The following is a 22,377-nucleotide window of genomic DNA, read 5'->3' as shown; positions in this document are numbered from 1 at the left end:
GTGCCGAGTGTCATGAAGAGCCTGTTTCACTCCAAATTCCCGGAAAACGGGGGTTGATCGAGGTTCCCTGCCGTTTGGGGGGCTCCCCCGTCCAGCGTTGTGACAGCGTCTCGAGCAGCAGGCGCTCATCGGTCGGCAGGCCGGGTTGGGCGAGACGTTCATAAACCTTGGGAATCAGCGCGCCGGCATCATAGAGGCGCAAAATCTTGGCGTCGGCGAGAGCCAGCGCGGGAATGGGAGGGGAATTGCCGGCGAGATCGATTCCGTAGCGATCGTCGACCCGATCGAGCCACTCGGGCGGGACGAATTGGGCGTAGGGCGCCAACTCGAGGGCGAACGTCACGACCCGCGGCAGCATCGACATGGGAAGTGCATTGGGGTTGGCGAGGTGAATGAGCGCGGCCGCGTGGTGCACTTCGCGGCAGCTGAGGCGAGCGGGCGTGCCGAAGAGACCATCGTCGATGCGCCGATTGGCGACGTTGGCTCGCTCGGCCCGCAGGAATGCTTGGTGCAATCCACCCCAGAGCGTATCGGGTATGCGGGTGAGTTCGAACCAGAAGATGAGCATCATGCGCAGCAGGCACCAGATCTGCCGTTCATGGGCGTGTGCGCTGTAGGGCGAGGAGGGAATGGCGGCAGGGTGTTTCGTTGCCTTGGTGTAGATCTTGATCAGTTTGCCCCACACTTTCAGGTAGGGGGATTCGCGCACCGGGGGAGCGCGGCGCGGCCAGCCGACGCGATGCAGCGCCGTGCGCAGTAGATCGGCACGGTCGACGAGCTGGCTCAAGGTAGAAAATTCGTAGTCTAGAAGGCTGTCGGCCAACAGTTCGAATTCGGCGGCGGGCGGGGCCGGGTCGGGAGAGACGGCGAGCAGGTGTCGCAAGCGCTCATCGATGGCTTCGATCGTATCCTGCATGGCTGGTCTCTCTACGATACCGACGGAGAGGGCATTTTAGCCGATTACCCGGATGGTTTTTCGGGTTCGCGCGCGGGAAAGAAATCCTCAGCCGGTGAGCTTGCGCCGCAGCAGTTCGGTCACGCGTTGCGGATTGGCCGCTCCGCGCGAGGCTTTCATCACCTGGCCGACGAGGGCGTTCAAGGCCTTCTCCTTGCCAGCGCGGAATTCCTCCACCGACTTCGGATTGGCGGCGATCGCTGCATCCACCAGGGATTCCAGGGCGCTCTCGTCGCTCACCTGCTCGAGACCCTGTGCCTCGATGATCGCGTCGACGTCCTGGCCTTCACCGGTCCATAGCGCCTCGAACACTTTTTTTGCCCCGGCGTGCGAGATCGTGCCGTCGTGCACTCGCTGCACCAGGGCAGCGATGTGTGTTGGTCGCACGGGGCTCTCGCCGATCTCGAGCCCGCCGCGGTTGAGCTTGGCGGCGAGCTCGCCGAGAATCCAGTTGGCGCAGGGCTTGGCGAGTACAGGGTCCACGGCGGCAACGGCGGTCAGATAGTAGTCGGCCAGTTCTTTGCTTGCCGTGAGGAGGTTGGCATCGTAGGGGGTGAGGCCGTGTTCCTCGACGAGCCGCCGCCGCAGCGCCTGCGGCAGCTCCGGGAGGCTTGCCCGCACTTCTTCGATCCAGGCGCGGTCGATGACGAGCGGCAGGAGATCGGGATCGGGGAAGTAGCGGTAGTCGTGCGCGTCTTCCTTGGTGCGCATCACGCGGGTCTCGCCGCGCTCGGGATCGAAGAGCACGGTGGCCTGTTGGACGGCGCCGCCTTCCTCGAGCGTTTCGATCTGCCAGCGGACTTCGTAGTCGATCGCCTGCTGCAGGAAGCGGAAGGAGTTGAGGTTCTTGATCTCGCGACGCGTGCCCAGGCGCGTCTCGCCCTTGGGGCGCACCGAGACGTTGGCGTCGATGCGAAACGAGCCCTCCTGCATGTTGCCGTCGCACACCCCGATCCAGCGCACCAGGGCATGCAGCGCCCGGGCGTAGGCCACCGCCTCTTCGGCCGAACGCATGTCGGGCTCGGAGACGATCTCGAGCAGCGGCGTGCCGGCGCGGTTGAGGTCGATTCCGGTCATGCCGTGGAAGTCTTCGTGCAGGCTCTTGCCGGCGTCTTCTTCGAGGTGCGCGCGCGTGATGCGCACGGTTTTCTCGTAGGCGGAGTCCCCTTCGCCTACCTGGATGGTGAGCGTGCCGTTTTTCACCACCGGCAACTCGTACTGGCTGATCTGGTAGCCTTTGGGCAGATCGGGATAGAAGTAGTTTTTGCGCGCGAACACGCTGCGCTCGGCGATCTCGGCCTCGATCGCCAGCCCGAGGCGGATTGCACGCTCGACGGCGCCGCGGTTGAGCACGGGCAGCGTGCCGGGCAGGGCCACGTCGATGGCGCACGCCTGGCGATTGGGTTCGGCGCCGAAGGCGATGGAAGCCCCGGAGAAGATCTTGCTGCGCGTGGTGAGCTGCGCGTGGATCTCGAGGCCGATGACGGTTTCCCAGTCGGTGCGGTTCATGGCGGTTCCGTGGGGTTTAGAGCGGCGGTAGCCGGCGGTGCCAGTCGGTTTTTCCCTGGAAGGCGTGGGCGGCGAGCAGCAGCCGCGTTTCGGCGAGATAGGGGCCGATGAGCTGGCAGCCGATGGGCAGCCCCGCCGAGTCGAACCCGCAGGGGTGCGACAGCGCCGGCAGACCGGCGAGGTTGGCCCCGATGGTGTAGATGTCCTGCAGGTATTCCTGCACCGGATCCTGGTCTTTCTCGCCCAGGCGCCAGGCGGTGGTGGGCGCGGTGGGGGCGAGGATGAGATCACAGGAGTCGAAGGCTTGGCGGTAGTCTTCGGCGATCAGACGGCGCAGTTTTTGCGCCTGCAGGTAGTAGGCGTCGTAGTAGCCGTGCGAGAGCACGTAGGTGCCGACGAGGATGCGGCGCTTGACTTCGTCGCCGAATCCTTGGGCGCGCGTCTTGCGGTACATGTCGTCGAGGTCGACATAGTCGGGAGCGCGGTAGCCGTAGCGCACGCCGTCGTAGCGGGCGAGGTTGCTCGAGGCTTCCGCCGGGGCGATGACGTAGTAGGCGGGAATGGCGAGTTCGGCGCGCGGCAGGGACACGTCGACCAGGCGCGCGCCCAGGGATTCGTAAATGCGGGCGGCCGATTCGACGGCACGGCGCACGTCGGCGTCGAGCCCCTGGACGGCGAAGAATTCGCGCGGCAGGCCCAGGCGCAGCCCGTCGAGTCGCCCGTCGGCGGCGGCGAGGGCGGCAGCGTGGTCTTCGGACGGACGGTCGAGCGAGGTGGAGTCGCGCGGATCGAAGCCTTCGATGGCCGTGAGGGCGAGCGCGCAGTCTTCGGCGCTGCGGGCGATCACGCCGGCCTGGTCGAGCGATGAGGCGTAGGCGATGATACCGTAGCGGCTCACCCGCCCGTAGCTCGGCTTGATGCCGGTGACGCCGCACATGGCCGCCGGCTGGCGCACGCTGCCGCCAGTGTCGGTGCCGGTGGCTACGGGCACGATACCGGCGGCCACGGCCGCGGCTGAGCCGCCCGAGGAGCCGCCGGCGATGCGGCTCGTATCCCAGGGATTGCGGCAGGGGCCGAAGTGGGAGTGTTCGTTCGCCGAGCCCATGGCGAATTCGTCGAGGTTGGTCTTGCCGATGCTCACGGCTCCGGCCTCGGCCAGCCGTTCGACCACGAAGGCGTCGTAAGGGGGGGCGAACTCGGCGAGCATGCGCGAGGCGGCGGTGGTGCGCACGCCCCGGGTGCAGAAGAGGTCTTTGTGCGCGAGCGGGATACCAGAGAGTAACGAGACGTTTCCGGCGCGGCGTCGCTCGTCGGCGGCACGCGCGGCCGCGAGCGCCGACTCGGGGGTGAGGGTGATGAAGGCGTTGAGCCGTTCCTGTAGACTTTGTGCGCGTTCGAGCGCCGCCTCGGCCAAGGCTTCGGCGCGGATGCGCCCCTCGGCGAGGGCGGCAGCGAGCTCGCGCAGAGAGGAGGTGAGGAGCCGTTCTGCGCTCATTCGATCACCTTGGGTACGAGATAAAGGCCGTTTTCGGCCGCGGGCGCGAGGGCGAGCAGGGCGTCGCGCTGATCCGGTTCGGTGACGATGTCCTCGCGCAGGCGCTGGGGCAAATCGAGCGGATGGCTCATGGGGGCCACCCCGGTGGCGTCGACGGCTTGTAGCCGATCCACGAGGGCGAGGACCCGTTCGAGGTCGGCGCGGAACGCCGCGGCGCTGTCGGGAGTCAATTCGATGCGGGCGAGCTCGGCGATGCGGTCGAGATCGATGGCGGGCATACGGCAGTCTCTGTCGCGTCCAAAGCATTGTAGAGTATCATAATCGTGGTCGTTTTGCCGTGCCGTCGGCCGCAAAGTCTCAAGGGTGCCTCGAAAAGCCGTTGCGCGCTTGTAGGGCAAGGCGCCCGGTGCGCAGGGTGCGAGACATCTCGCCGAGAAGGGTGAGTCGTCGAGCATCGCGCAACGCCGCCATGTAGTTGCGCAGTGGGTTCTTCGATGCGCCCTCGGGACTTGCTCGGGCAGGTGATGGCGGTCCTGCGCTGCTGGGGCTCGGGCTGCCGCCTCGGTGGCACCCTCATTTCCGCGAATATTGCGTTTCTCGAGGACTCAACATGTTCGGTTTTTTGCGCTCTTTGTTCTCCAACGATCTGGCGATCGACCTGGGGACGGCCAATACGCTCATCTATATGCGGGGGCGCGGTATCGTGCTCAACGAGCCTTCGGTGGTGGCGATCCGCGTCGATCCTTCCTCGGGGAAGAAGGTGATCCAGGCCGTTGGGCAGACGGCCAAGCAGATGCTGGGCAAAACGCCGGGAAACCTGCAGGCGATCCGGCCGATGAAAGACGGCGTGATCGCCGACTTCGTGGTCACCGAGCAGATGATCAAGCAGTTCATCAAGAAAGTACACGCGTCCAGCCTGCTCTCGCCTAGCCCTCGCATCATCATCTGCGTTCCCTGTGGTTCGACTCAAGTCGAGCGCCGCGCCATCCGCGACGCGGCGCTCGCCGCCGGCGCGAGTAAGGTGTTCCTCATCGAAGAACCGATGGCGGCGGCGATCGGTGCGGGATTGCCGGTGGCCGAGGCAACGGGCTCCATGGTGGTCGACATCGGCGGGGGGACCACGGAAGTCGGCGTGATCGCCCTGGGCGGGATGGTGTACTCGGGTTCGATCCGGGTGGGGGGCGATAAATTCGATGATGCGATCGTCAACTACATTCGGCGCAATTACGGCATGTTGATCGGAGAGGCAACGGCCGAATTGATCAAGAAGCAGGTGGCGATCGCCTTTCCTTCCCCCGAAGTGCTCGAAGTGGAAGTCAAGGGGCGCAACCTGGCCGAGGGGATTCCGCGTAGCTTCACCGTTTCCTCGAACGAGATTCGGGAGGCGATCGCCGATCCCTTGAATCAAATCGTCTCGGCGATCAAGATCGCCCTGGAGCAGACGCCGCCGGAATTGGGTTCCGACATCGCCGAGCGCGGCATCGTGCTCACGGGCGGCGGGGCCCTGTTGCGCGATCTCGATCGCTTGATCCAGGAAGAGACGGGGCTGCCGGTGATCGTGGCCGAAGACCCGCTCACGTGCGTGGCCCGTGGCTGCGGCATGGCGCTGGAAAAGGTCGACATGCTCGACACCCTCTTCGCCACGGAATGACCCCACGCACCGGGGGAGCGCGATGAATTCCCCGCTCGGCGATTCGCCCAACGTCCCGCGCTTTCATCGGACGATGTCGCCCGGGCAGCGCTTGGGGTTGGCGACGCTGGCTGCCGTGTCGCTGCTGGTGCTCGACCTGCGTTTCGGCGCATTGGACGTGGTGCGCGACGCGATCTCTGTGGTGTTGCGCCCCGTACAGGAGGCGGCGCACTGGCCGGTGAAGCTCGTGGTCGATGGGTCGATCTATTTCGCCACCCTCGCCGAGGTACAAGCGGAGAATGCACGCCTGCGACGCATCGAAATGGAAGACCGTCTGCGAGCGGCGACCCTGGCGGCTCTGGAGGCGGAGAACACCGAGTTGCGGCGCCTCCTGGGCATGGCCAGGCGCTTCGAATTGCGTCGGATCGGAGTCGAGGTCTTGTACGACGCGCCCGATCCCTTCAGTCGGCGCATCGTCGTCGATCGCGGGGCGAACGCCGGCGTACGGCCGGGATTGGCGGTGGTCGATGCCGAGGGTCTCGTCGGTCAGGTGACGCGTACCCAGCCGCTGGTGTCGGAGGTGACGCTGATCACGCAGCGCGATCATGCAATCCCCGTGATGGTACAGCGCAACGGGGTACGTGGCGTGGTCTATGGCCTGGGCGACGGTTATCTCGAATTGCGTCATCTGTTGGTCGAGGCCGACGTCCGCACCGACGACGTGCTCGTCACCTCCGGCCTCGATGGCGTGTTTCCCCCGGGAATTCCCGTGGCTCAGGTGGTGTCGGTAGACGCCGGAGGAGTCTTTTTGCGCATCGTTTGTCGGCCGACGTCGTTCGGGGAACGCCGCCGGCATTTGCTGGTGGTCGAGCGGATCCCGCCCAAAGGGGAGCCAGGGGAGGGGTCTTGATGCACGAATCGTCCCGTACGACCCGCGTACTGCAGCCGCCGCGGCTGCGCTTCATTCTGAGCACGCTGGCACTCGCCTTCTTCTGGGATCTCATTCCCAAGGGGGGAGGCGGGTTTTGGCCCGAGATGACCATGGCGGTGCTTACGTTCTGGGCATTGCGCGATCCGCAGCGGGTGGGCGTGGGCGCGGCGTTCACCTTGGGCGTGATGCTCGACGTCGGGCGAGGCGCGGCCTTGGGGCAGGAGGCGCTCGCTTTCGTGTGGGTGGTTTATCTGGCCCAGCGCCGTGCCGCACGCATCCTGTGGTTTGGTGCTTGGGGGCAGGCCTTGCTGTTGTTGCCGTTGTGGTCGTTGGCGCTGGCCTTGCAGGCCGCGGTACGTCTGGTTGCGGGCGGAGATTGGCCCGGGTGGGGATATTTCGGATCCGCCGTGACCCTCGTCCTCTTGTGGCCGATCTTGAGCCATGGGCTGCTGTGGCCGCAGTGGCGCGCTGCGCGTGCCGGCGGGTCCGCGTCTTTGTCCTGAGGTGCGTATGCCCAAGAGCGCGTTGGGGGAGGGATCGGAAATCGCGCGTACGCACCGTCGGCTGTGGGTGCTGGTGGTCGTCATGCTGGTCGGTTTCGGTCTGCTGCTCGGACGCATGTACCAGCTGCAGATCGGTGAGCACGAGCGATTTCGTACCCTGGCTGACGACAATCGCCAGGCTTTCGTGCCGATTGCGCCGCATCGCGGGCAGATTTTCGACGTGCGCGGCGAAGCCCTCGCGCGTAACGTGCGCACCTACACCCTGGAACTCGATCCGGCCCAGGTGAAGGATGTCGAAGGGACGATCGCGCGTCTCTCCGAGGTGGTGCGCATCGAGGAGAGTGACCACAAGCGCTTCCTGCGTCAGATGCGTGATCAGCGCGGTCTGGGCAGTGTCGTGATCCGTCAGCATCTCTCCGACGAGGAGGTGGCGCGCTTCGTCGCGAAGAAGTTTGCCTTCCCCGGAGTCGAAGTGCAGGCCAGACTCATTCGGGAGTATCCGCAGGCGGAGGTGACGGCACACGTGGTCGGCTATCTCGGGCGGATCAATGCGCAGGAACAGGAGCGACTCGAGGCCGAGGGGCTGACGGGGATCTATCGGGGTACCGAGAGCATCGGGAAAGAAGGGGTGGAGGCGCAGTACGAACGGCTGCTTCATGGTATCCCGGGTTGGGAATTGTTGGAAGTGAATGCGGCGGGCCGGGCGGTGCGTTTGCTCGGGCGGCAGGAAGCAGTGAGGGGCCGGGATCTGGTGCTGACGATCGACGCGCGACTGCAGCGTTTCGTGCTCGAGGCGTTTGCCGGGCGGCGCGGGGCTTTCGTCGCGCTCGATCCGCGCGACGGAGGCGTGATCGCCATGGTCTCTTCTCCGTCTTTCGACCCGAACCTGTTTCTCGGTGGCTTGACGCAGGCCGACTGGGAGCGGCTCGCGCTGAGCGATGATAAACCCTTGTTCAATCGCGCGCTACGCGGTACCTACCCGCCTGGTTCGACCTTCAAGCCCTTCATGGCGATGCTGGGTCTGGCCTCGGGGAGTCGGCAACCGGGCCAGCGCTTCGATCGGCAAGGGATGTTCGAGTACTCCGGCGTGAGACTGTACGACCGCAAGCGGAATTGTCAAAGTGGCGTCGATTTGCACCGGGCGCTGGCTTTCTCTTGCAACGTGTATTTCTACTCGCTGGGCAACGAACTGGGGATCGATGCCATCAGTGCTTTCATGGAGCAGCTAGGGTTCGGACGACGTACCGGAATCGATCTGCCGGGAGAGGCGGCAGGCGTGCTGCCCTCGCGCGAGTGGAAAAGGCAGCGATTCAACCAAGCGAATCAGCAGCAGTGGTTTGGTGGCGAAACGCTTTCTACCGCGATCGGCCAGGGGTACAATGCCTACACGCCCTTGAAGATGGCCCACGCCTTGAGCATCCTCGTCAATGGCGGCGTGATACGCAAGCCGCACGTGCTGGCGGCTTCGATCGATCCACTCACGGGGGAGCGTGTTCCCGTCGCCGGTGAAGTGACCGGTTTCGTCAAGCTCGATCCCGCGCACGTCGATGCCGTGCTGCGGGCAATGGTCGATGGCGCGCGCATCGGCACCTCGGCGCGCGCGTTTGCCGGCGCAGCCTATTCCCTGGGCGGGAAAACGGGAACGGCACAGGTATTCTCCCTGCAGGGGCGCAAGTACGACCCCGACGCCACGGACGAAGATCTACTCGATCATTCGTGGTTCATCGCCTTCGCCCCGGCCGAAGAGCCGCGCATCGTCGCCGCGATCATCGTGGAGAACGGAGGGCCGGGAGGCAGGACGGCGGCGCCGCTGATGCGCCAAATATTTGACTATCATTTTTCCGTTGCCGGTGGAAAGGAAAAATGATGAAGAAGGCGTATTGGCTCGTGATGATCGCCCACGCGATGCGACGCTGGGATTTCCCTCTGCTCGTCTGCGTGCTACTGCTCTTTGCCGCCGGGCAAGTGGTGTTGATGAGCGCATCGCCCGAGCGGGTCGGGACCTTGTGGGGGCACCAGGCGCTGGCACTGGCCGCGCTCTTGACGGCGGCGCTGGTCCCGTTTCGCTGGTGGCTGCGCCTGGCCTTGCCGTTGTATCTCCTCGGTGTCCTGCTGCTGCTGGCGGTGCTCCTCTTCGGCGAGACGACCAAAGGGGCAACGCGATGGCTCGATCTGGGGGTGGTTCGCATCCAGCCTTCCGAGCTGATGAAACTGGCGGCGCCGATGATGCTTGCCTGGTATTTTGCGTTGCGACGGCATTCGCTCGCGTGGTGGGATCATGTCGTGGCGCTGATGCTCTTGGCGATTCCCGCGATCTTGATCCTGAAAGAGCCGGACTTGGGTACGACCATCCTCGTGGTGGCGGCCGGGGGATTCGTGCTCTTCTTCGCCGGGTTTTCATGGCGGTTCATCGTGCCGCTTGTGTTGGCCTTGGCCGTCGGGATCGGTGCGCTCCTCGTGCAAGGAGATCGCTGGTGTGCGCCCGGCGTGGAATGGCCAATGCTACACGAATATCAGAAACAGCGCGTGTGCACCTTGCTCGATCCGCACCGGGACCCTCTCGGTAAAGGTTTTCACACGATTCAGGCCACGATCGCCATCGGTTCGGGGGGCGCTTGGGGCAAGGGATGGCGCGAGGGCACGCAATCCCAACTCTCCTTCGTTCCCGAGCGCCACACCGATTTCATTTTTGCGGTGCTTGCCGAGGAGTTTGGATTCTTCGGTGTCGCGCTATTATTGAGCGTATATACCGCGCTGCTGCTGCGCGGTGCGTGGCTCGCCATCAGGAGCCCCTCGTGGCCGGGGATGCTGCTGGGCGGCGCAGTGGTGGGGACCACGTTCGTCTATGTCTTCGTGAACGTGGCGATGGTCAGTGGTATGTTGCCGGTGGTAGGAGTGCCTTTGCCCTTCATCAGCTATGGCGGCACGGCTCTGGTGACGCTCGCCACGGGGCTGGGATTGCTCTTGAGCGCAGCGGTCCAATCGGCGCCGCGCGGTGGTTTTTCCGGCCAGCGGAGGGGGATATGACATCAGGAACGAGATGGCGCGTGACCGGTGTGCTGCTCCTCGTCGCCCTGGGGCTGGCGGCCTGCGGCACTGCTCCACGGACGAAGCGTTCCTCGCTCGTGGAAACGGGGGGGCTTGGCGCCTTGGTCTCCGGAGAAGAACCGGTTCCGCGCATCGAACCTTTGCGTCCGGCCAACGCGCGCGCCTATACCGTGCTCGGCCGCACTTATTTTCCCATGACCGATTTCGCTCCCTATCGGGAGATCGGCGTGGCTTCGTGGTACGGCCGTCAGTTCCATGGCCAGCCCACGGCCACGGGAGAACGCTACGACATGTATTCCTTCACGGCCGCACACAAGACGCTCCCTCTCCCCAGTTATGCTCGAGTGACCAATCTCTCCAACGGCCGTCAGGTGATCGTGCGGGTGAACGATCGCGGCCCTTTCGTGTCGGATCGACTCATCGATCTCTCCTTTGCTGCGGCGGATCGCCTCGGTTTCGTCAACCAGGGTACGACCAGCGTGGAGGTGGAGCTGATCCTGCCCGAGGAAATCCGCCAGGCCGAGGCGCGTGGCGAGGTCATACGCGCGCGCGGCGCCGAGGCTGGGCCAGCGCTGGTGGTGGCGCGTGTGCTGTCAGCGCGGTTGCAGGGGGAAGAGCGAACGTCGTCGTCGCGGAACGACGCACCCATCGTCTCCGTGTCGTCGGCTGCGCCAGGGTCTGCGCTCGAGCAGTCAGAGTCGAGCAAAGCGGTGGTGGCGATGGAGCCCCTCGAGCCGGTTGCGGACGAACGTCGTTCTCCTGCCCCGGGCTATTATCTCCAGTTGGGCGCTTTTGCCTTGGCCGACAATGCGGATTCCTTCCGGAGGCACGCCGCTACGTTGTTGCCGGAAGTCGATCTGCACGTGATTCCGGCCACGGACAAAATCCGGGTCTGGGTCGGGCCGTTCGCCGACGAGGCGGCGGCGCGCGCGGCGGCTCGGATCGTCACGGCGCGCCTGGGCGGTAGTGCTTTCTTGGTGACCGCCCCCTGAGCCGCCGCGTATAATGGGACGCTTCTCGAAGCGATTCAGGAGTTGGCACGTGAGGTTCGTTCGTTCGATTCAGGTTTGGTGTGTCCTGTTCATCGCGTGTTGGGTCACGGTAGCGCAGGCGGCGGTGCCGCCCATCACGCTCAATGCCCGGCAGTGGGTGTTGATCGATGCCCGCACCGGCGAGGTGCTCGCTAGCAAGGATGCCGATCAGCCGGCCGAGCCGGCTTCCATCACCAAACTCATGACCGCCTATGTCGTGTTCGGCGCACTGCGTGACGGGCGGCTCGAGCTGGAGCAGCAAATTCCAGTGTCCACGACGGCGTGGAAGATGGGGGGGTCGCGCATGTTCATCGACCCCAAGATGACGCCTACGGTGGAAGAGTTGCTGCGCGGCATGATCATCCAGTCGGGGAACGACGCTTCCGTGGCCCTGGCCGAGGCGGTCGCCGGCAGCGAAGAGGCTTTTACCGCCCTCATGAACGATGCGGCGAAGAAACTCGGCCTGAAGAACTCACATTTCATGAATTCGACTGGCATGCCCGATCCGCAGCACTACATGAGTGCGCACGACATCGCGCTCCTCGCGCGTGCCATCATCGAAGAGTTTCCGCAGTTCTACGCCCTCTATTCGGAAAAGGAGTACGTTTTCAACGGCATCCGTCAGCCCAACCGTAATCGCCTGCTTTGGCTCGATCCCAGCGTCGATGGGATCAAGACCGGGCATACCTCCTCTGCCGGCTATTGCCTGGCTTCCTCGGCTCGGCGCGAGGGACGGCGGCTCATCGCCGTGGTGCTGGGCGCGCCCTCCGACGAGGTGCGGGTGCAGGAGTCGCTGAAGCTGCTCAATTACGGCTTCCAGTTCTTCGACGCCGTCAAACTCTACGACGCCAACCAGGCGGTGGCCACGCTGCGCGTATGGAAAGGGGCCAAACGCGAGATTCCGGTGGGCTTTACCACCGACGTGGTGCTGACCCTGCCGCGTGAAGACGTCAAGCACGCCGAGGCGCGCTTCATCGGCGAAGAGCCGCTGCTCGCGCCGGTGAGCAAGGGGCAGCCGGTGGGCAAGGTAGAAGTGAGCGTCGAGGGCAAACCGCTCACCACGCTCACGGCGGTGGCGCTCGACGATGTGCCGCAAGCGGGCTGGTTCGGTCGTGCCTGGGATGCGCTGGTGTTGTGGATCAAGAGCTGGTGAGCTGCACGCCGGTTTTCTGGCTCGACCGGCAGCCTTACGAGCCGGTATGGCGCGCAATGCAGCGCGCCACGGCCGAGCGCGGGCCTGACACCCTCGACCGGCTGTGGTGCCTCGAACACGAGCCGGTTTATACCCTGGGGCTCGCCGGCCGTCCCGAGCACCTGCTGCCCCAGGGGCGGGCCACGGGCATTCCTCTGGTGCACATCGACCGCGGCGGCCAAATCACCTACCATGGGCCGGGTCAGCTCGTCGTCTATTTCCTCCTCGACCTGCGCCGCCGGCGCTCGAGCGTGCGCGCTCTGGTGCACCACATCGAACAGAGCGTGATCGACCTGCTCGCCAGCTGCGGGCTGCAAGGTGAACGGCGCGAGGGGGCGCCCGGGGTCTACCTTGCCGGCGCCAAGATCGCCGCGCTGGGGCTACGGGTGAAGAATGGCTGCACGTACCACGGACTCTCGCTCAACGTGGACCTCGACCTCTCGCCTTTTGCCGGCATCAACCCCTGTGGCCATGCGGGGCTCGCCACCACCCGCTTGCGCGATCATGGCCTCGATTGGAGCGTGCGCGAGACCGCCGAGCGGCTGCTCGATCCGCTGCAGACCTGGCTCGGGCCGCTTGCCTGGAGCGAAACTTCCGACCCCTGGGCCCCGCCCTCTCCCTGAAAAGGAGCCGATCATGGACCGACCCGTCGATGCACCCGAGAAAGCCCGTGGCGCCCAGAAGACCGCCCGTATCCCGATCAAAATCGTCCCCAGGGCGCCGCTGCCCAAACCCGAGTGGATCCGCGTGCGCCTGGCCGGGGGTGAAGAGGCCGAGCGCTTCCAGCAAATCAAGGCCACTTTGCGCGCCCATCAGCTGCACACCGTGTGTGAGGAAGCCTCCTGCCCCAACATCCACGAGTGTTTCGGCAAGGGCACGGCCACCTTCATGATTCTGGGCGACGTCTGCACCCGCCGCTGCCCCTTCTGCGACGTGGCCCACGGCAAGCCCTTGCCGCCGGATCCGGCCGAACCCGAGCATCTCGCGCGCACGGTGGCGGCCATGCGCCTGCGCTACGTGGTCATCACCAGCGTCGACCGCGACGACCTGCGCGACGGCGGCGCGGCGCACTTCGCCGCTTGCATCCGTGCCGTGCGTGCACACTCCCCCTCCACCCGCATCGAAGTGCTGGTGCCGGACTTCCGTGGCCGGCTGGAGGCGGCGCTGGAAGCCTTCGCCCAGGATCTGCCCGACGTGATGAACCACAATCTGGAAACCGTGCCCCGGCTCTACCGCCAGGCGCGGCCCGGGGCCGACTACGCCCATTCCTTGCGGCTGTTGGCGGAATTCAAGGCGCGCCATCCCGAGGTGGCGACCAAGTCTGGCCTGATGGTCGGGTTGGGCGAAACCGACGAGGAGATCGTGCAGGTGATGCGCGACCTGCGGGCGCACGGCTGCGACATGCTCACCATCGGCCAGTACCTGCAGCCTTCGTCCGGACACCTGCCGGTGGAGCGCTACGTTCCACCCGAGACCTTCGCCGCCTTCGAGCGCGAGGCACTCGCGCTGGGGTTCAGGCACGCTGCCTGTGGGCCGCTCGTGCGTTCCTCCTACTGGGCCGATCGTCAGGCGCACGAGGCCGGCGTGGCCTGAGTCGCGCCGTTTCCGTCGGTTTTTCCCATCCGATCAGGAGGGGCGAGCGGTCGCCCCGGGGGCCTCGTTGCCGGTTTCACGGTTCGAGCGCTCGGCATCGGTTTCCTCGGAACTGCTGGATGGGGCGCCTTCGGTCGTTTGCGCGTTTTCTCGAGCGTCGGCGATCTCTTCTTCCGTCGAGGGGGAGTCTGCCCGGGGGATGGGTGTGTCCTGCATCTGGGCGGGTTCCGCTTCGGCCATCAGTTCGAGGACGGCGGGCGAAGTACGTACCATGGGTTTGAAGTGCGCCGGTTCTTCGACGATCACGTCCATGCTGCGGCGGTACTGCAGTGCGGCGAGCACCGTCATCGGCAAGAGGGCCACCGCGAGGAAGGCCGGGAAAGCGTTCGGCCCGAAATCCGTCATGGCCCAGCCGGCCAGCGAGGGGCCCAGCGCCGCGGCGATGCCATGCAACATCAGCAAAGCCGTGTTGCCTGCGAGAATCTCGTCGCGGTGCAGATGATCGACCAGATGCGCGACCACGATGGGATAGACGGCGAGCAGGAAGAGACCGAAGATCGGCCCCATCATCAAGAGGGGCAATTTCAGACTGGGTGCGAGCGCCAGCAGGCAGGCCGTGATGCAGGCCAGCCCTCCGACCCAGGCCAAGGTGAGGCGGCGATCGAAACGGTCCGAAAGCCAACCGATGGGCCACTGGAACAGGGCGCCCGCTAGGATGGTGAGCGAGAGAAAAGTGCCGATTTCGGCATTGCCCAAACCCAAACGGTTGAGGTAGGCTGCGGAGAGGGTCCAGAATGAACCCATCGCCAAGCCGGAGGAGACGGCTCCCATGGCCGCGACCGGGGCGCTCAACCACAGGCGGCGCAGGGACATTCGCGCCACTTCGACGATGGCCGGTGGCTGTAAGCGTGTGGCCGTCACGGGCAAGATCGCCAGCACCGCGAAGATGGCCGAGACCGCGAACAGGTTGAAGACGCCCGGGCTATTCCAGCGCAGGAAAAGCTGGGCACAGCCCAGCGCCACGAGATTGACGATCATGTAGACGGCGAATATGAAGCCCCGTCGTTCGGGTGGGGCACTCCCTCCGAGCCAGCTCTCGATCACGGCATAGAAACCGACGATGGACACGCCCGTGAGGAAGCGCAGCACGATCCAAATTTCGGCATGTACGTAAAGCAGGTGCAGGAGCACGCAGGCGGTGATCGTCGCGCAGAAAAAAGCGAAGGCCCGGATGTGTCCCATGCGCCGGATGAGGTAAGGGGTGATCCAGGTGCCAGCGAAGAACCCCACGAAATAGCTCGACCCCATCAGCCCCAGCAGTTGATCGCTGAACCCCTCGAGCCCTCCACGCAATGCGATGAGAGAGTTGAGTAGCCCCGTACCGAGCAGTAACGAGGCCACCCCGAGCATTAGAGCGGTAATGGGAAACAGAATGCTACGCATGGAGCCTCCCGCAAGGGTCGCAAAAAAGCGAAGGCGGTAGGGATCGGTGCGCCGCCCTCGTCGTGCTAAGGAAACGCTGAATAATTGGCTGCGCGGGCGAATCGCTGCGTTGCGCGGTGCTCGCTCCCTCGCCTATCCACTCGATATGTCTCGGTCGCTGCGCTCCGTGCGCCTTGCGCTTCATCCCGCTCGCTCATTTCTTCAGCGTTTCCCTAAGGATAGCCTGTCCTGCGGTGCGGCGCAAACCGGCCAACGGGAGGATCCTCTGCATGACGCACCGCGCGTTTGCGTGGCGACGTTCTCCTGTGCTCGCCTACTCGGAGACATGCCTTGCATTCGGTACGCCGGGTGCCTTGCCATGCGATTGTGCACGATGATTTCGTACGAGAGGCGCAGGAGCAGTAAGGCGGCGCCAGCCCACGAGGGTACAATCTCACGGGAGCCCTAAATGGCCCTTTGCGCGCCTGCACGGCGTCGCGGACGGTATTCGGTTGCCCGCTCGTGCCCCCGATGGGTGTCGTATCCTGTGCCCGGAGCGCCTCGTCCTTCGGCCGGGTGTGACGGTTTTTTTGCAGTCTCCCGATGGACCCCCATTTTCCCGTGCTCATGTCTTTGAATACCGAACAGCGAAGCGCGATCACCCACCTCGACGGCCCCTGCCTGGTGCTCGCCGGGGCCGGTAGCGGCAAGACGCGCGTCATCACGCACAAGATCGCCCACCTCATCCAAAAGGTGGGGCTCGCCCCCCGGCACATCGCCGCCATCACCTTCACCAACAAGGCCGCCCGCGAGATGCAGGAACGGGTGGCGGCGCTCCTGGGCGGGCGGCTCCCCGGCGGGCTCACCGTGAGCACCTTCCACGCGCTCGGCGTGCGCCTGCTGCGCGAGGAGGCGCCGCACCTGGGGCTCAAGCCGCGCTTCTCCATCCTCGATCCGGCCGACGCGCAGAACGTGCTCGCCGACCTCCTGCCCGCGGCCGAGCGCGGCATCGTGCGCCAGCTGCACTGGCGCATCTCGCAATGGAAGAATGCGGCGATCGAACCGGAGGAGGCCGAGCAGCTCGCCAGCGATGAACTCGCCGCCGCCGCGGCCGCCGCCTACCGCGACTATGAACGCACGCTGCGCGCCTACCACGCGGTCGACTTCGACGACCTGATCCTGCTGCCCCTGCGCCTGCTACGGCGCGAGGCCGAGGTGCGCGAGCGCTGGCAGAACCGGCTGCGTTACCTCCTCGTCGATGAATACCAGGACACCAACCGCACCCAGTACGAGCTCCTGAAGCTGCTCGCCGGGCCGCGCGAAGCCTTCACCGCCGTGGGGGACGACGATCAGGCGATCTACGGCTGGCGCGGCGCCGACGTCGAGAACCTGCGGCTGCTCGCGCAGGATTATCCCCGGCTGCGGGTCATCAAGTTGGAGCAAAATTACCGCTCCAGCCGGCGCATCCTTGCCGCCGCCAACACCCTGATCGCGCACAACGACAAGCTGTTCGACAAGCGTCTGTGGTCCGAGCACGGCGAGGGGGAGGCGGTCACCGTGTTCGCTTGCCGTGATCCCGAGCACGAGGCCGAATGGGTGGCGGCGCGGCTCGACGCCCACCGCTTCCAGCACCGCGGCCGTTGGCGCGACTATGCCATCCTCTATCGCAGCAATCACCAGGGTCGGCTCTTCGAGCAGGCCCTGCGCCAGCACAAGATCCCCTACACCCTCACGGGGGGGCAATCCTACTTCGATCGCGTCGAGATCCGCGACGTCATGGCCTACCTGCGGCTGCTGCTCAACGAGGACGACGACCCGGCCTTCGTGCGCGCCATCACCACGCCACGGCGCGGCATCGGCCCGGCGAGCATCGAGGCCCTGTCGCGCTACGCCGGACTGCGCCACCTGAGCCTGTCGGCGGCGCTGCGCGAAGAAGGCGCGGCGGCGCACGTGCCGGCCGCGGCGCTGGCGGGCATGCGTACCTTCGCCGAATTCCTCGACCGACTGCGCTGGCGCGCGGAACGCGAGCCCGCCGCCCGGCTCCTCGAAGAGCTGCTTGCGGCGATCGACCTCGAAGGCTGGTATCTGACGCACGGCGAGGCGCGTGAGGCCGAGGCAAGGGCGCGCTCGCTGCGCGACTTTGCCGCCTGGGTAGGACGCAAGGGCGAGGAAGAAGGAAAGACGCTGCTCGAGCTCGCGCAGACGCTCAACCTCGTCGCCCGGCTCGACGACGGCGAGGACGATGCCGACGCGGTGCAACTCGCCACCCTGCATGCGGCCAAGGGGTTGGAGTTCAAGCACGTCTTCCTCGTCGGCGTGGAGGAGGGTATCCTGCCGCATCAGGCGAGTCTCGAGGAAGAGCGGGTCGAGGAAGAGCGCCGGCTCATGTACGTGGGCATCACGCGCGCGCAGCGCAGCCTGACGATCACCTGGTGTGAGCGGCGGCGTGAGGGCAAGGAGTGGCGCAGCGTGGAGCCATCGCGTTTCATCGCCGAGATGGGCGAGGGGGTGCAGATGCGGCGGCGCGACGAACCCGTGGCCAAGGAAGACGCCAAGGCGCGGCTTGCGCGCTTGCGCGCGATGCTCGAAGGCGGCTAGCGTCCCAGCCAGCGCTCGAATCGCGGCAGCAATTCATCGGGGCCGAGGTAGCCGGCCACGCGCAGTTCGCTATGCTCTTTGCCGCCGGGCGCGAAGAAGAGCAGGGCTGGCGGGCCGAAGAGTTCGAAACGGCGCAACAGCGCCCGGGCAGATTCGTCGGCGGCGGTCACGTCTGCGCCGAGGCGGGTCACGTCGGCGAGGTGGGGGCGCAGGCGAGGGTCTTCGAGGGCGCGCTCCAGTTCCAGGCAGGAGATGCACCAGTCGGCCCGCACGTCGACCAGCACGGGGCGATCGCTCGCGCGCACCGCCGATTCCAGCTCGGCGAGCGTGCGCACGGTGGGAACTTGCTGCGCCGGCACCGAGGCGGAAGAGGCAGCCGAGAGGCGCAGCGCGAGCGGCTGCAAGGGATCGCGTGCTCCGCCCAACAGCCCCACCAGGGCGACGATGCCGTAGGTGGCAAGCGCAAGGCCCAGGGCCTTACCCAGGCGCCGCATGGCCGGCGCTTGCGGTGGCAGCGGATCGAGCGCATGCAGGAAGACGCTGGTGCCCAGCGCGAGCAGGGCCCAGCCGAGCAGCCACAGCCAATCCGGCGCCACCGGCCGCACGATCCACCAAGCGAGCGCCAGCATCAGCACGCCGAAGATGCGCTTTACGCCTTTGAGCCAGGGTCCGGAGCGCGGCAGCAGCTCACGCGCGCCCAAGCCCACCGCCACGAGTGGAGCTCCCATCCCCAATCCCAGGGCGAAGAGCGCCCAGCCTCCGAGCCAGGCGTCCCCCGTGCGGGCGATGTAGAGCAGCGCGCCCGCGAGCGGCGCGGCCACGCAGGGGCCGACCACCAGCGCCGAGATCGCACCCATGAGCGCGACGCCGAGATAGCGTCCCCCCGGCAGGCGTCCCGCGGCAGCATCGAGCCGTGTCTGCCACGAAGCGGGTAGCTGCAGCTCGTAGAAACCAAACATCGACAGGGAGAGCAGCACGAATACCAGCGCGAGACCTCCGAGCACCCAAGGAGTCTGCAGAGTGGCGGAGAGCAGTGTTCCCGAGAGTCCGGCGAGCGCTCCGGCGATCGCATAGGTGGCGGCCATGGCCATGACGTAGGCGAGGGATAAGCCGAACGCCCGTCCGCGTGAGACGTGCTCCTTGCTGCCGACGATGATGCCCGAGATGATGGGGATCATGGGGAAGGTGCAGGGCGTGAAGGCGAGCAACAGCCCCAGGCCGAAAAACGTGGCGAGCATGGGCGCCCAGTGGCTGCCGGCGAGCGCTTGTGCCAGCCGCCCGCTCTCGTCGCCCGGCAGCGGGCTCGAAGGTGGCGTGGACTCCGCTGCGATCGAGGCCGAAGCCTGGGCCGGCGTGTATGTGGGCGTGACACCACGCAGACGCTGTAACAAGCTGGGGGCGGGCGGGGTGGCGGTCACTTCGAGGTCGGAGATCACTGGGGGGTAGCAGATTCCCCCGTCCCAGCAGCCTTGATGGGTGATGCGCAGGCGCTGTGGCGTCTCGCCCTCGTATCTCAGCGGCAAGCCGAGGCGGTTACGGAAGATCTGAACCTCGCCAAAGAACTCGTCCTGCTTCGATTCGCCCGGTGGCAGTTCGGGCAAGAGGCGGGTTTCTTGCGGGGAGAGGACGGTGAATCTCAGTTTGTCCCGGTAGAGATAATAGCCCTCGCGAATCGTGAATTCGACGACGATCGTGCCGTTTTCTCCACGGTAAGCGTGGGGCACGAAGGCTTCTTCCGGTGGAACGGGGTCGGCGGCGCGGCTCGGGAGCGGCGCGAGCAGGAAGAAGATGAGGAACGACAGGAAAAACGGCAGGCGTAACCGAGAACGAAGACGGCTCATGTGGGATCCTCGGGAGGGCTAAGGGTTTCCGTGGCGACCCACTCCAGATAGGCGGGCAGACCCGCCGACACTGGGACCGCGATGATTTCCGGGAGTTCATAAGGATGCAGGGCGCGTAAACGTTCCTGTAGTGCGCGATGGCGTGCCGCCGCGGTTTTGATGAGCAGCAGCGTCTCCGCGTCTTCCTGTACCGTGCCCTGCCAGCGGTAAAAGGACGTCAATCCCGGCACGAGGTTCACACAGGCAGCCAGCCGCTCTTCGACCAGGGTTCGGGCGAGCGAGCGCGCAGTATCGAGGTCGGGGACCGTACAATATACGAGCAGGATCGAATCCATCGCCGTTGCTCCCTCTGCGTAAAAGTCCCATTATATCCATCGGGTCGCGACGGACTTCCTCGCTATAATGAGGAAGTCTCGGACGAAAAAAACCAACATGTCGATCCTTGTCGCCCTCTTGGCGCTCGTGCTCACGAGTGCTTTCTTTTCCATGTCGGAGATATCGCTCGCGGCGTCGCGCCGCTTGCGCCTCGAGATGCTGGCCAAGCAAGGAGACGTCAGGGCCCAGCGGGTGTTGACGCTCCAGGATCAGCCAGGGCACTATTTCACGGTGGTGCAGATCGGCCTCAATGCGGTTGCGATCCTCGGCGGTGCGGTGGGAGAGTCTTCCGTCACGCCTTGGCTCGAACCATTCGTGGCGCTCTTGTTGCCGCCGGAGTATGTCCGCTCCGTCGCCTCTTCCCTTGCGTTTCTTGGTGTCACGTTGCTCTTCGTCGTGTTCGCCGACCTGGTGCCGAAACGCCTCGCGCTACTCGCGCCCGAACGCATCGCGCTGGTGGCGGCCCCGCCGATGACGCTGCTCGTGCGCCTGCTCCATCCCCTGGTGTGGGTGATCGACGCCCTTGCTTCCTGGGTGCTGCGCCTGGCCGGGGCGCCGGAGCGCCGGCGCGAGGAGGTCACCGTCGATGAAATCGTGGCACTGGCCGACGCCGCCACGCGTGCCGGAACGCTGCTCGCCGAGGAGCAGAAACTGGTGACCCGTGTTTTCGAGCTCGACGAGCGCACCGTGCGTACCGCCATGGTGCCGCGTGACGAGATCGTCTATCTTTTGGTTGGTGAGCCCGAGGAAAACATTCGGCAGAAGTTGCGCAACCACCCCCACGGCAAGTTTCCCGTGTGTGACGGCTCGCTCGACCGTCCTGTGGGCTACGTGGACACGCGCGATCTGTTCCTCTCCATCATCGACGGAGAAAAAGTCTCGCTGACCGCCGAGATGGTAGTGCGGGATTTGTTGGTCTTCCCGGATACGCTCACGCTGCTCGAGGCGCTGCAGCGCTTTCGCAGTGCCGGGCAAGATTTCGCGCTCATTGTCAACGAATATGCCATAGTTGTGGGTTTGCTCACGCTTCGCGACGTGATGGACACGGTGGTCGCGGTCGATCCCGTCGTGGGGCGCGAAGAGATGATCGTTCGGCGTGACGCCGATTCCTGGTTGCTCGATGGGCTCACCCCGATCGCCGAGGTGGCCGAGGTGCTCGGAATCGACGGGTTCGAAGGATCGGAACACTTCGAGACCATCGCCGGGTTCATGATGTATCACTTGCGCAAGGTACCCAAGCGCACCGATGCGCTCGAATACAAAGGCTACCGTTTCGAAGTGGTCGATATCGACAACTACCGCATCGACCAATTGCTGGTGACCCGCCTCTCCGCTCCCGCGGGAACGGAGAAGACGGGCGATGGCGGCTAGCGCTGCGTTGCTCGAATCACTTGCCGAGCTGGTCGCCGATGACGCCTCCAATGGCGGCACCTCCGACCGTGCCGAGCAGGTGCCCGTCCGAAGCGGCCGCACCGATGACGCCGCCCACGGCAGCGCCCCCTACCGCGGCCTTTTCTCGGCTCGACATGTTGTCCCACGTGGCACAACCACTCAGCAGACTCAGGGTGGATGCGGTGAGCGCGAGAAGGAAGATTCGTTTCATGGTCGCTCCTCTTCGTGATTGATGGGTTTTATTTATATCGTGCGCGACGCATGGTAGATGTTTCGGGATGTCAATGGGTCACGGCTGTTTGATGCGCGTGATTTTCGTGCCTTCGATGTTGATGCCGCCCATGAGCCCCTGCTGGTCGAAGATGAAGGCATAGGCGTCGTCGCGCAGCGTGGTGGTGGAGAGGTTCGCTGCGACTCCGGTATCCACCAAGGTGACGTTCGGACCGGAACCCAACTCCCAGCCTTGGCTCTCTTCAAGGTATTTCAGAGCCTTGTCGTTCATCAGGAACAGGGCGTAGCCGTACGATTGAGCGCCGAGCTGCAAGCCCCAGGAAGCGGAGACCGAATTATAAAATCCCCGTACCTTGCCATCGACGAAAAGTACGCCTTCACCATAGCTGCCGCCGAAGACGAGGCCTGCTTTGATGATGTTGGGGAACACCAGCACGCCTTTGGCCGACTTGGCGATGGCGTCTGCCGATGGGTTGATTTTGCGTAGCGTGGCCAGAGCTTGCTGGGCATCGCGGATCAGTTCTTCTTGTGACGTGGCTGCGTGGGCTCGTGGCAGGAGTAGCACGAGACTCATCGCGATCAGTAGTACGTAGAACCAAGCGCGGTGAAACGATCGGTCGAACGGGATCAT

General features: G+C 65.3%; 20 protein-coding genes. 11 read left to right on the top strand and 9 right to left on the bottom strand.

The genetic code is table 11. The features are described 5' to 3' along the window. Positions 1–10 precede the first annotated feature (10 nt). The 4 genes from GV368_RS08065 to gatC all read right to left on the bottom strand — a co-directional run bounded on the left by GV368_RS08065 (position 11) and on the right by gatC (position 4,237). Positions 11–916, bottom strand: a complete 906-nt coding sequence (locus GV368_RS08065) for a hypothetical protein (RefSeq protein WP_169116147.1) — start codon at positions 914–916, stop codon at positions 11–13. Between the two features lie 87 nt (positions 917–1,003). Then, positions 1,004–2,464 (bottom strand): Asp-tRNA(Asn)/Glu-tRNA(Gln) amidotransferase subunit GatB, encoded by a 1,461-nt coding sequence (gene gatB / locus GV368_RS08060; RefSeq protein WP_169116146.1) that lies wholly within the window; start codon positions 2,462–2,464, stop codon positions 1,004–1,006. Between the two features lie 16 nt (positions 2,465–2,480). Next, positions 2,481–3,959 carry an Asp-tRNA(Asn)/Glu-tRNA(Gln) amidotransferase subunit GatA gene (gatA, locus tag GV368_RS08055; protein WP_169116145.1) on the bottom strand — a complete coding sequence of 493 codons (1,479 nt, stop codon included), beginning with the start codon at positions 3,957–3,959 and terminating at the stop codon, positions 2,481–2,483. Beyond that, positions 3,956–4,237: an Asp-tRNA(Asn)/Glu-tRNA(Gln) amidotransferase subunit GatC gene (gene gatC / locus GV368_RS08050; RefSeq protein WP_142803908.1), complete on the bottom strand. Its 282-nt coding sequence runs from the start codon at positions 4,235–4,237 to the stop codon at positions 3,956–3,958. The genes gatA and gatC overlap by 4 nt, the downstream gene beginning before the upstream one ends. 332 nt (positions 4,238–4,569) lie before the next feature. Between gatC and GV368_RS08045 the strand changes: the two genes are divergently transcribed. From GV368_RS08045 to lipA, 9 genes are read left to right on the top strand one after another with little or no spacing between them, the layout of a single operon-like run. Beyond that, positions 4,570–5,610, top strand: a complete 1,041-nt coding sequence (locus tag GV368_RS08045; RefSeq protein ID WP_142803907.1) for a rod shape-determining protein — start codon at positions 4,570–4,572, stop codon at positions 5,608–5,610. A 22-nt stretch (positions 5,611–5,632) separates the two neighbouring features. Continuing rightward, a complete protein-coding gene (mreC, locus tag GV368_RS08040; RefSeq protein WP_142809424.1) occupies positions 5,633–6,499 on the top strand; it encodes a rod shape-determining protein MreC in 867 nt (288 codons plus the stop codon). Then, a complete protein-coding gene (gene mreD, locus GV368_RS08035) occupies positions 6,499–7,023 on the top strand; it encodes a rod shape-determining protein MreD (RefSeq protein WP_142803905.1) in 525 nt (174 codons plus the stop codon). The genes mreC and mreD overlap by 1 nt, the downstream gene beginning before the upstream one ends. Positions 7,024–7,030: 7 nt before the next feature. Further along, positions 7,031–8,890: a penicillin-binding protein 2 gene (gene mrdA, locus GV368_RS08030; protein ID WP_169116144.1), complete on the top strand. Its 1,860-nt coding sequence runs from the start codon at positions 7,031–7,033 to the stop codon at positions 8,888–8,890. Next, the gene (rodA, locus tag GV368_RS08025) at positions 8,887–10,050 is read left to right on the top strand and encodes a rod shape-determining protein RodA (protein ID WP_169116143.1); all 1,164 of its coding nucleotides are present in this window, start codon (positions 8,887–8,889) and stop codon (positions 10,048–10,050) included. Before mrdA ends, rodA begins: the two co-directional genes overlap by 4 nt. Positions 10,051–10,070: 20 nt before the next feature. Continuing rightward, positions 10,071–11,063 (top strand): septal ring lytic transglycosylase RlpA family protein, encoded by a 993-nt coding sequence (locus tag GV368_RS08020; RefSeq protein ID WP_178086757.1) that lies wholly within the window; start codon positions 10,071–10,073, stop codon positions 11,061–11,063. A 49-nt stretch (positions 11,064–11,112) separates the two neighbouring features. Continuing rightward, positions 11,113–12,255 carry a D-alanyl-D-alanine carboxypeptidase family protein gene (locus GV368_RS08015; protein ID WP_206673354.1) on the top strand — a complete coding sequence of 381 codons (1,143 nt, stop codon included), beginning with the start codon at positions 11,113–11,115 and terminating at the stop codon, positions 12,253–12,255. Further along, positions 12,252–12,917, top strand: coding sequence for a lipoyl(octanoyl) transferase LipB (gene lipB / locus GV368_RS08010; protein WP_328514248.1), 666 nt, complete (start codon positions 12,252–12,254; stop codon positions 12,915–12,917). Before GV368_RS08015 ends, lipB begins: the two co-directional genes overlap by 4 nt. 13 nt (positions 12,918–12,930) lie before the next feature. Beyond that, positions 12,931–13,887 carry a lipoyl synthase gene (lipA, locus tag GV368_RS08005; RefSeq protein ID WP_169116140.1) on the top strand — a complete coding sequence of 319 codons (957 nt, stop codon included), beginning with the start codon at positions 12,931–12,933 and terminating at the stop codon, positions 13,885–13,887. Positions 13,888–13,920: 33 nt separating this feature from the next. Here lipA and GV368_RS08000 read toward each other — a convergent pair whose 3' ends face one another. Beyond that, a complete protein-coding gene (locus GV368_RS08000; RefSeq protein WP_142803899.1) occupies positions 13,921–15,330 on the bottom strand; it encodes an MFS transporter in 1,410 nt (469 codons plus the stop codon). A gap of 606 nt (positions 15,331–15,936) precedes the next feature. On the opposite strand from GV368_RS08000, the gene GV368_RS07995 reads away from it, so the two are divergent. After that, positions 15,937–17,907, top strand: coding sequence for a UvrD-helicase domain-containing protein (locus GV368_RS07995; RefSeq protein WP_169116155.1), 1,971 nt, complete (start codon positions 15,937–15,939; stop codon positions 17,905–17,907). On the opposite strand, the gene dsbD is transcribed toward GV368_RS07995, so the two are convergent. Both dsbD and cutA read right to left on the bottom strand, forming a co-directional pair. After that, positions 17,904–19,748 (bottom strand): protein-disulfide reductase DsbD, encoded by a 1,845-nt coding sequence (gene dsbD / locus GV368_RS07990; protein ID WP_169116139.1) that lies wholly within the window; start codon positions 19,746–19,748, stop codon positions 17,904–17,906. The two genes, GV368_RS07995 and dsbD, sit on opposite strands and share 4 nt — an antisense overlap. Further along, positions 19,745–20,083: a divalent-cation tolerance protein CutA gene (gene cutA / locus GV368_RS07985; RefSeq protein WP_169116138.1), complete on the bottom strand. Its 339-nt coding sequence runs from the start codon at positions 20,081–20,083 to the stop codon at positions 19,745–19,747. Before cutA ends, dsbD begins: the two co-directional genes overlap by 4 nt. Positions 20,084–20,180: 97 nt before the next feature. Here cutA and GV368_RS07980 point away from each other — a divergent pair, with 97 nt between their 5' ends. Next, positions 20,181–21,494, top strand: coding sequence for a hemolysin family protein (locus GV368_RS07980; RefSeq protein WP_142809408.1), 1,314 nt, complete (start codon positions 20,181–20,183; stop codon positions 21,492–21,494). A gap of 16 nt (positions 21,495–21,510) precedes the next feature. Here the strand turns inward: GV368_RS07980 and GV368_RS07975 are convergent, their stop codons facing one another. Together GV368_RS07975 and GV368_RS07970 are read right to left on the bottom strand one after the other, a co-directional pair. Next, positions 21,511–21,726, bottom strand: a complete 216-nt coding sequence (locus GV368_RS07975; protein WP_169116137.1) for a glycine zipper 2TM domain-containing protein — start codon at positions 21,724–21,726, stop codon at positions 21,511–21,513. Positions 21,727–21,804: 78 nt separating this feature from the next. Beyond that, positions 21,805–22,377 (bottom strand): lipid-binding SYLF domain-containing protein, encoded by a 573-nt coding sequence (locus GV368_RS07970; protein ID WP_206673352.1) that lies wholly within the window; start codon positions 22,375–22,377, stop codon positions 21,805–21,807.

This window comes from Tepidiphilus baoligensis (assembly GCF_012911495.1).
GTDB classification, from domain to species: domain Bacteria; phylum Pseudomonadota; class Gammaproteobacteria; order Burkholderiales; family Rhodocyclaceae; genus Tepidiphilus; species Tepidiphilus olei.
Note: the sequence above shows the minus strand (reverse complement) of the source record. Positions and strands in the feature narration are given on the sequence as shown.

What these genes read in the sequence shown, in the direction of transcription:
- gatC (WP_142803908.1), bottom strand. Translation starts at nt 4,237, where the DNA reads ATGCCCGCCATCGATCTCGACCGCATCGCCGAGCTCGCCCGCATCGAA.
- mreC (WP_142809424.1), top strand. Translation starts at nt 5,633, where the DNA reads ATGAATTCCCCGCTCGGCGATTCGCCCAACGTCCCGCGCTTTCATCGG.
- gatB (WP_169116146.1), bottom strand. Translation starts at nt 2,464, where the DNA reads ATGAACCGCACCGACTGGGAAACCGTCATCGGCCTCGAGATCCACGCG.
- rodA (WP_169116143.1), top strand. Translation starts at nt 8,887, where the DNA reads ATGATGAAGAAGGCGTATTGGCTCGTGATGATCGCCCACGCGATGCGA.
- cutA (WP_169116138.1), bottom strand. Translation starts at nt 20,083, where the DNA reads ATGGATTCGATCCTGCTCGTATATTGTACGGTCCCCGACCTCGATACT.
- GV368_RS08000 (WP_142803899.1), bottom strand. Translation starts at nt 15,330, where the DNA reads ATGCGTAGCATTCTGTTTCCCATTACCGCTCTAATGCTCGGGGTGGCC.
- GV368_RS07980 (WP_142809408.1), top strand. Translation starts at nt 20,181, where the DNA reads ATGTCGATCCTTGTCGCCCTCTTGGCGCTCGTGCTCACGAGTGCTTTC.
- GV368_RS07995 (WP_169116155.1), top strand. Translation starts at nt 15,937, where the DNA reads ATGTCTTTGAATACCGAACAGCGAAGCGCGATCACCCACCTCGACGGC.
- mrdA (WP_169116144.1), top strand. Translation starts at nt 7,031, where the DNA reads ATGCCCAAGAGCGCGTTGGGGGAGGGATCGGAAATCGCGCGTACGCAC.
- GV368_RS08045 (WP_142803907.1), top strand. Translation starts at nt 4,570, where the DNA reads ATGTTCGGTTTTTTGCGCTCTTTGTTCTCCAACGATCTGGCGATCGAC.
- GV368_RS07975 (WP_169116137.1), bottom strand. Translation starts at nt 21,726, where the DNA reads ATGAAACGAATCTTCCTTCTCGCGCTCACCGCATCCACCCTGAGTCTG.
- GV368_RS08065 (WP_169116147.1), bottom strand. Translation starts at nt 916, where the DNA reads ATGCAGGATACGATCGAAGCCATCGATGAGCGCTTGCGACACCTGCTC.
- gatA (WP_169116145.1), bottom strand. Translation starts at nt 3,959, where the DNA reads ATGAGCGCAGAACGGCTCCTCACCTCCTCTCTGCGCGAGCTCGCTGCC.
- lipA (WP_169116140.1), top strand. Translation starts at nt 12,931, where the DNA reads ATGGACCGACCCGTCGATGCACCCGAGAAAGCCCGTGGCGCCCAGAAG.
- mreD (WP_142803905.1), top strand. Translation starts at nt 6,499, where the DNA reads ATGCACGAATCGTCCCGTACGACCCGCGTACTGCAGCCGCCGCGGCTG.
- GV368_RS07970 (WP_206673352.1), bottom strand. Translation starts at nt 22,377, where the DNA reads ATGATCCCGTTCGACCGATCGTTTCACCGCGCTTGGTTCTACGTACTA.
- dsbD (WP_169116139.1), bottom strand. Translation starts at nt 19,748, where the DNA reads ATGAGCCGTCTTCGTTCTCGGTTACGCCTGCCGTTTTTCCTGTCGTTC.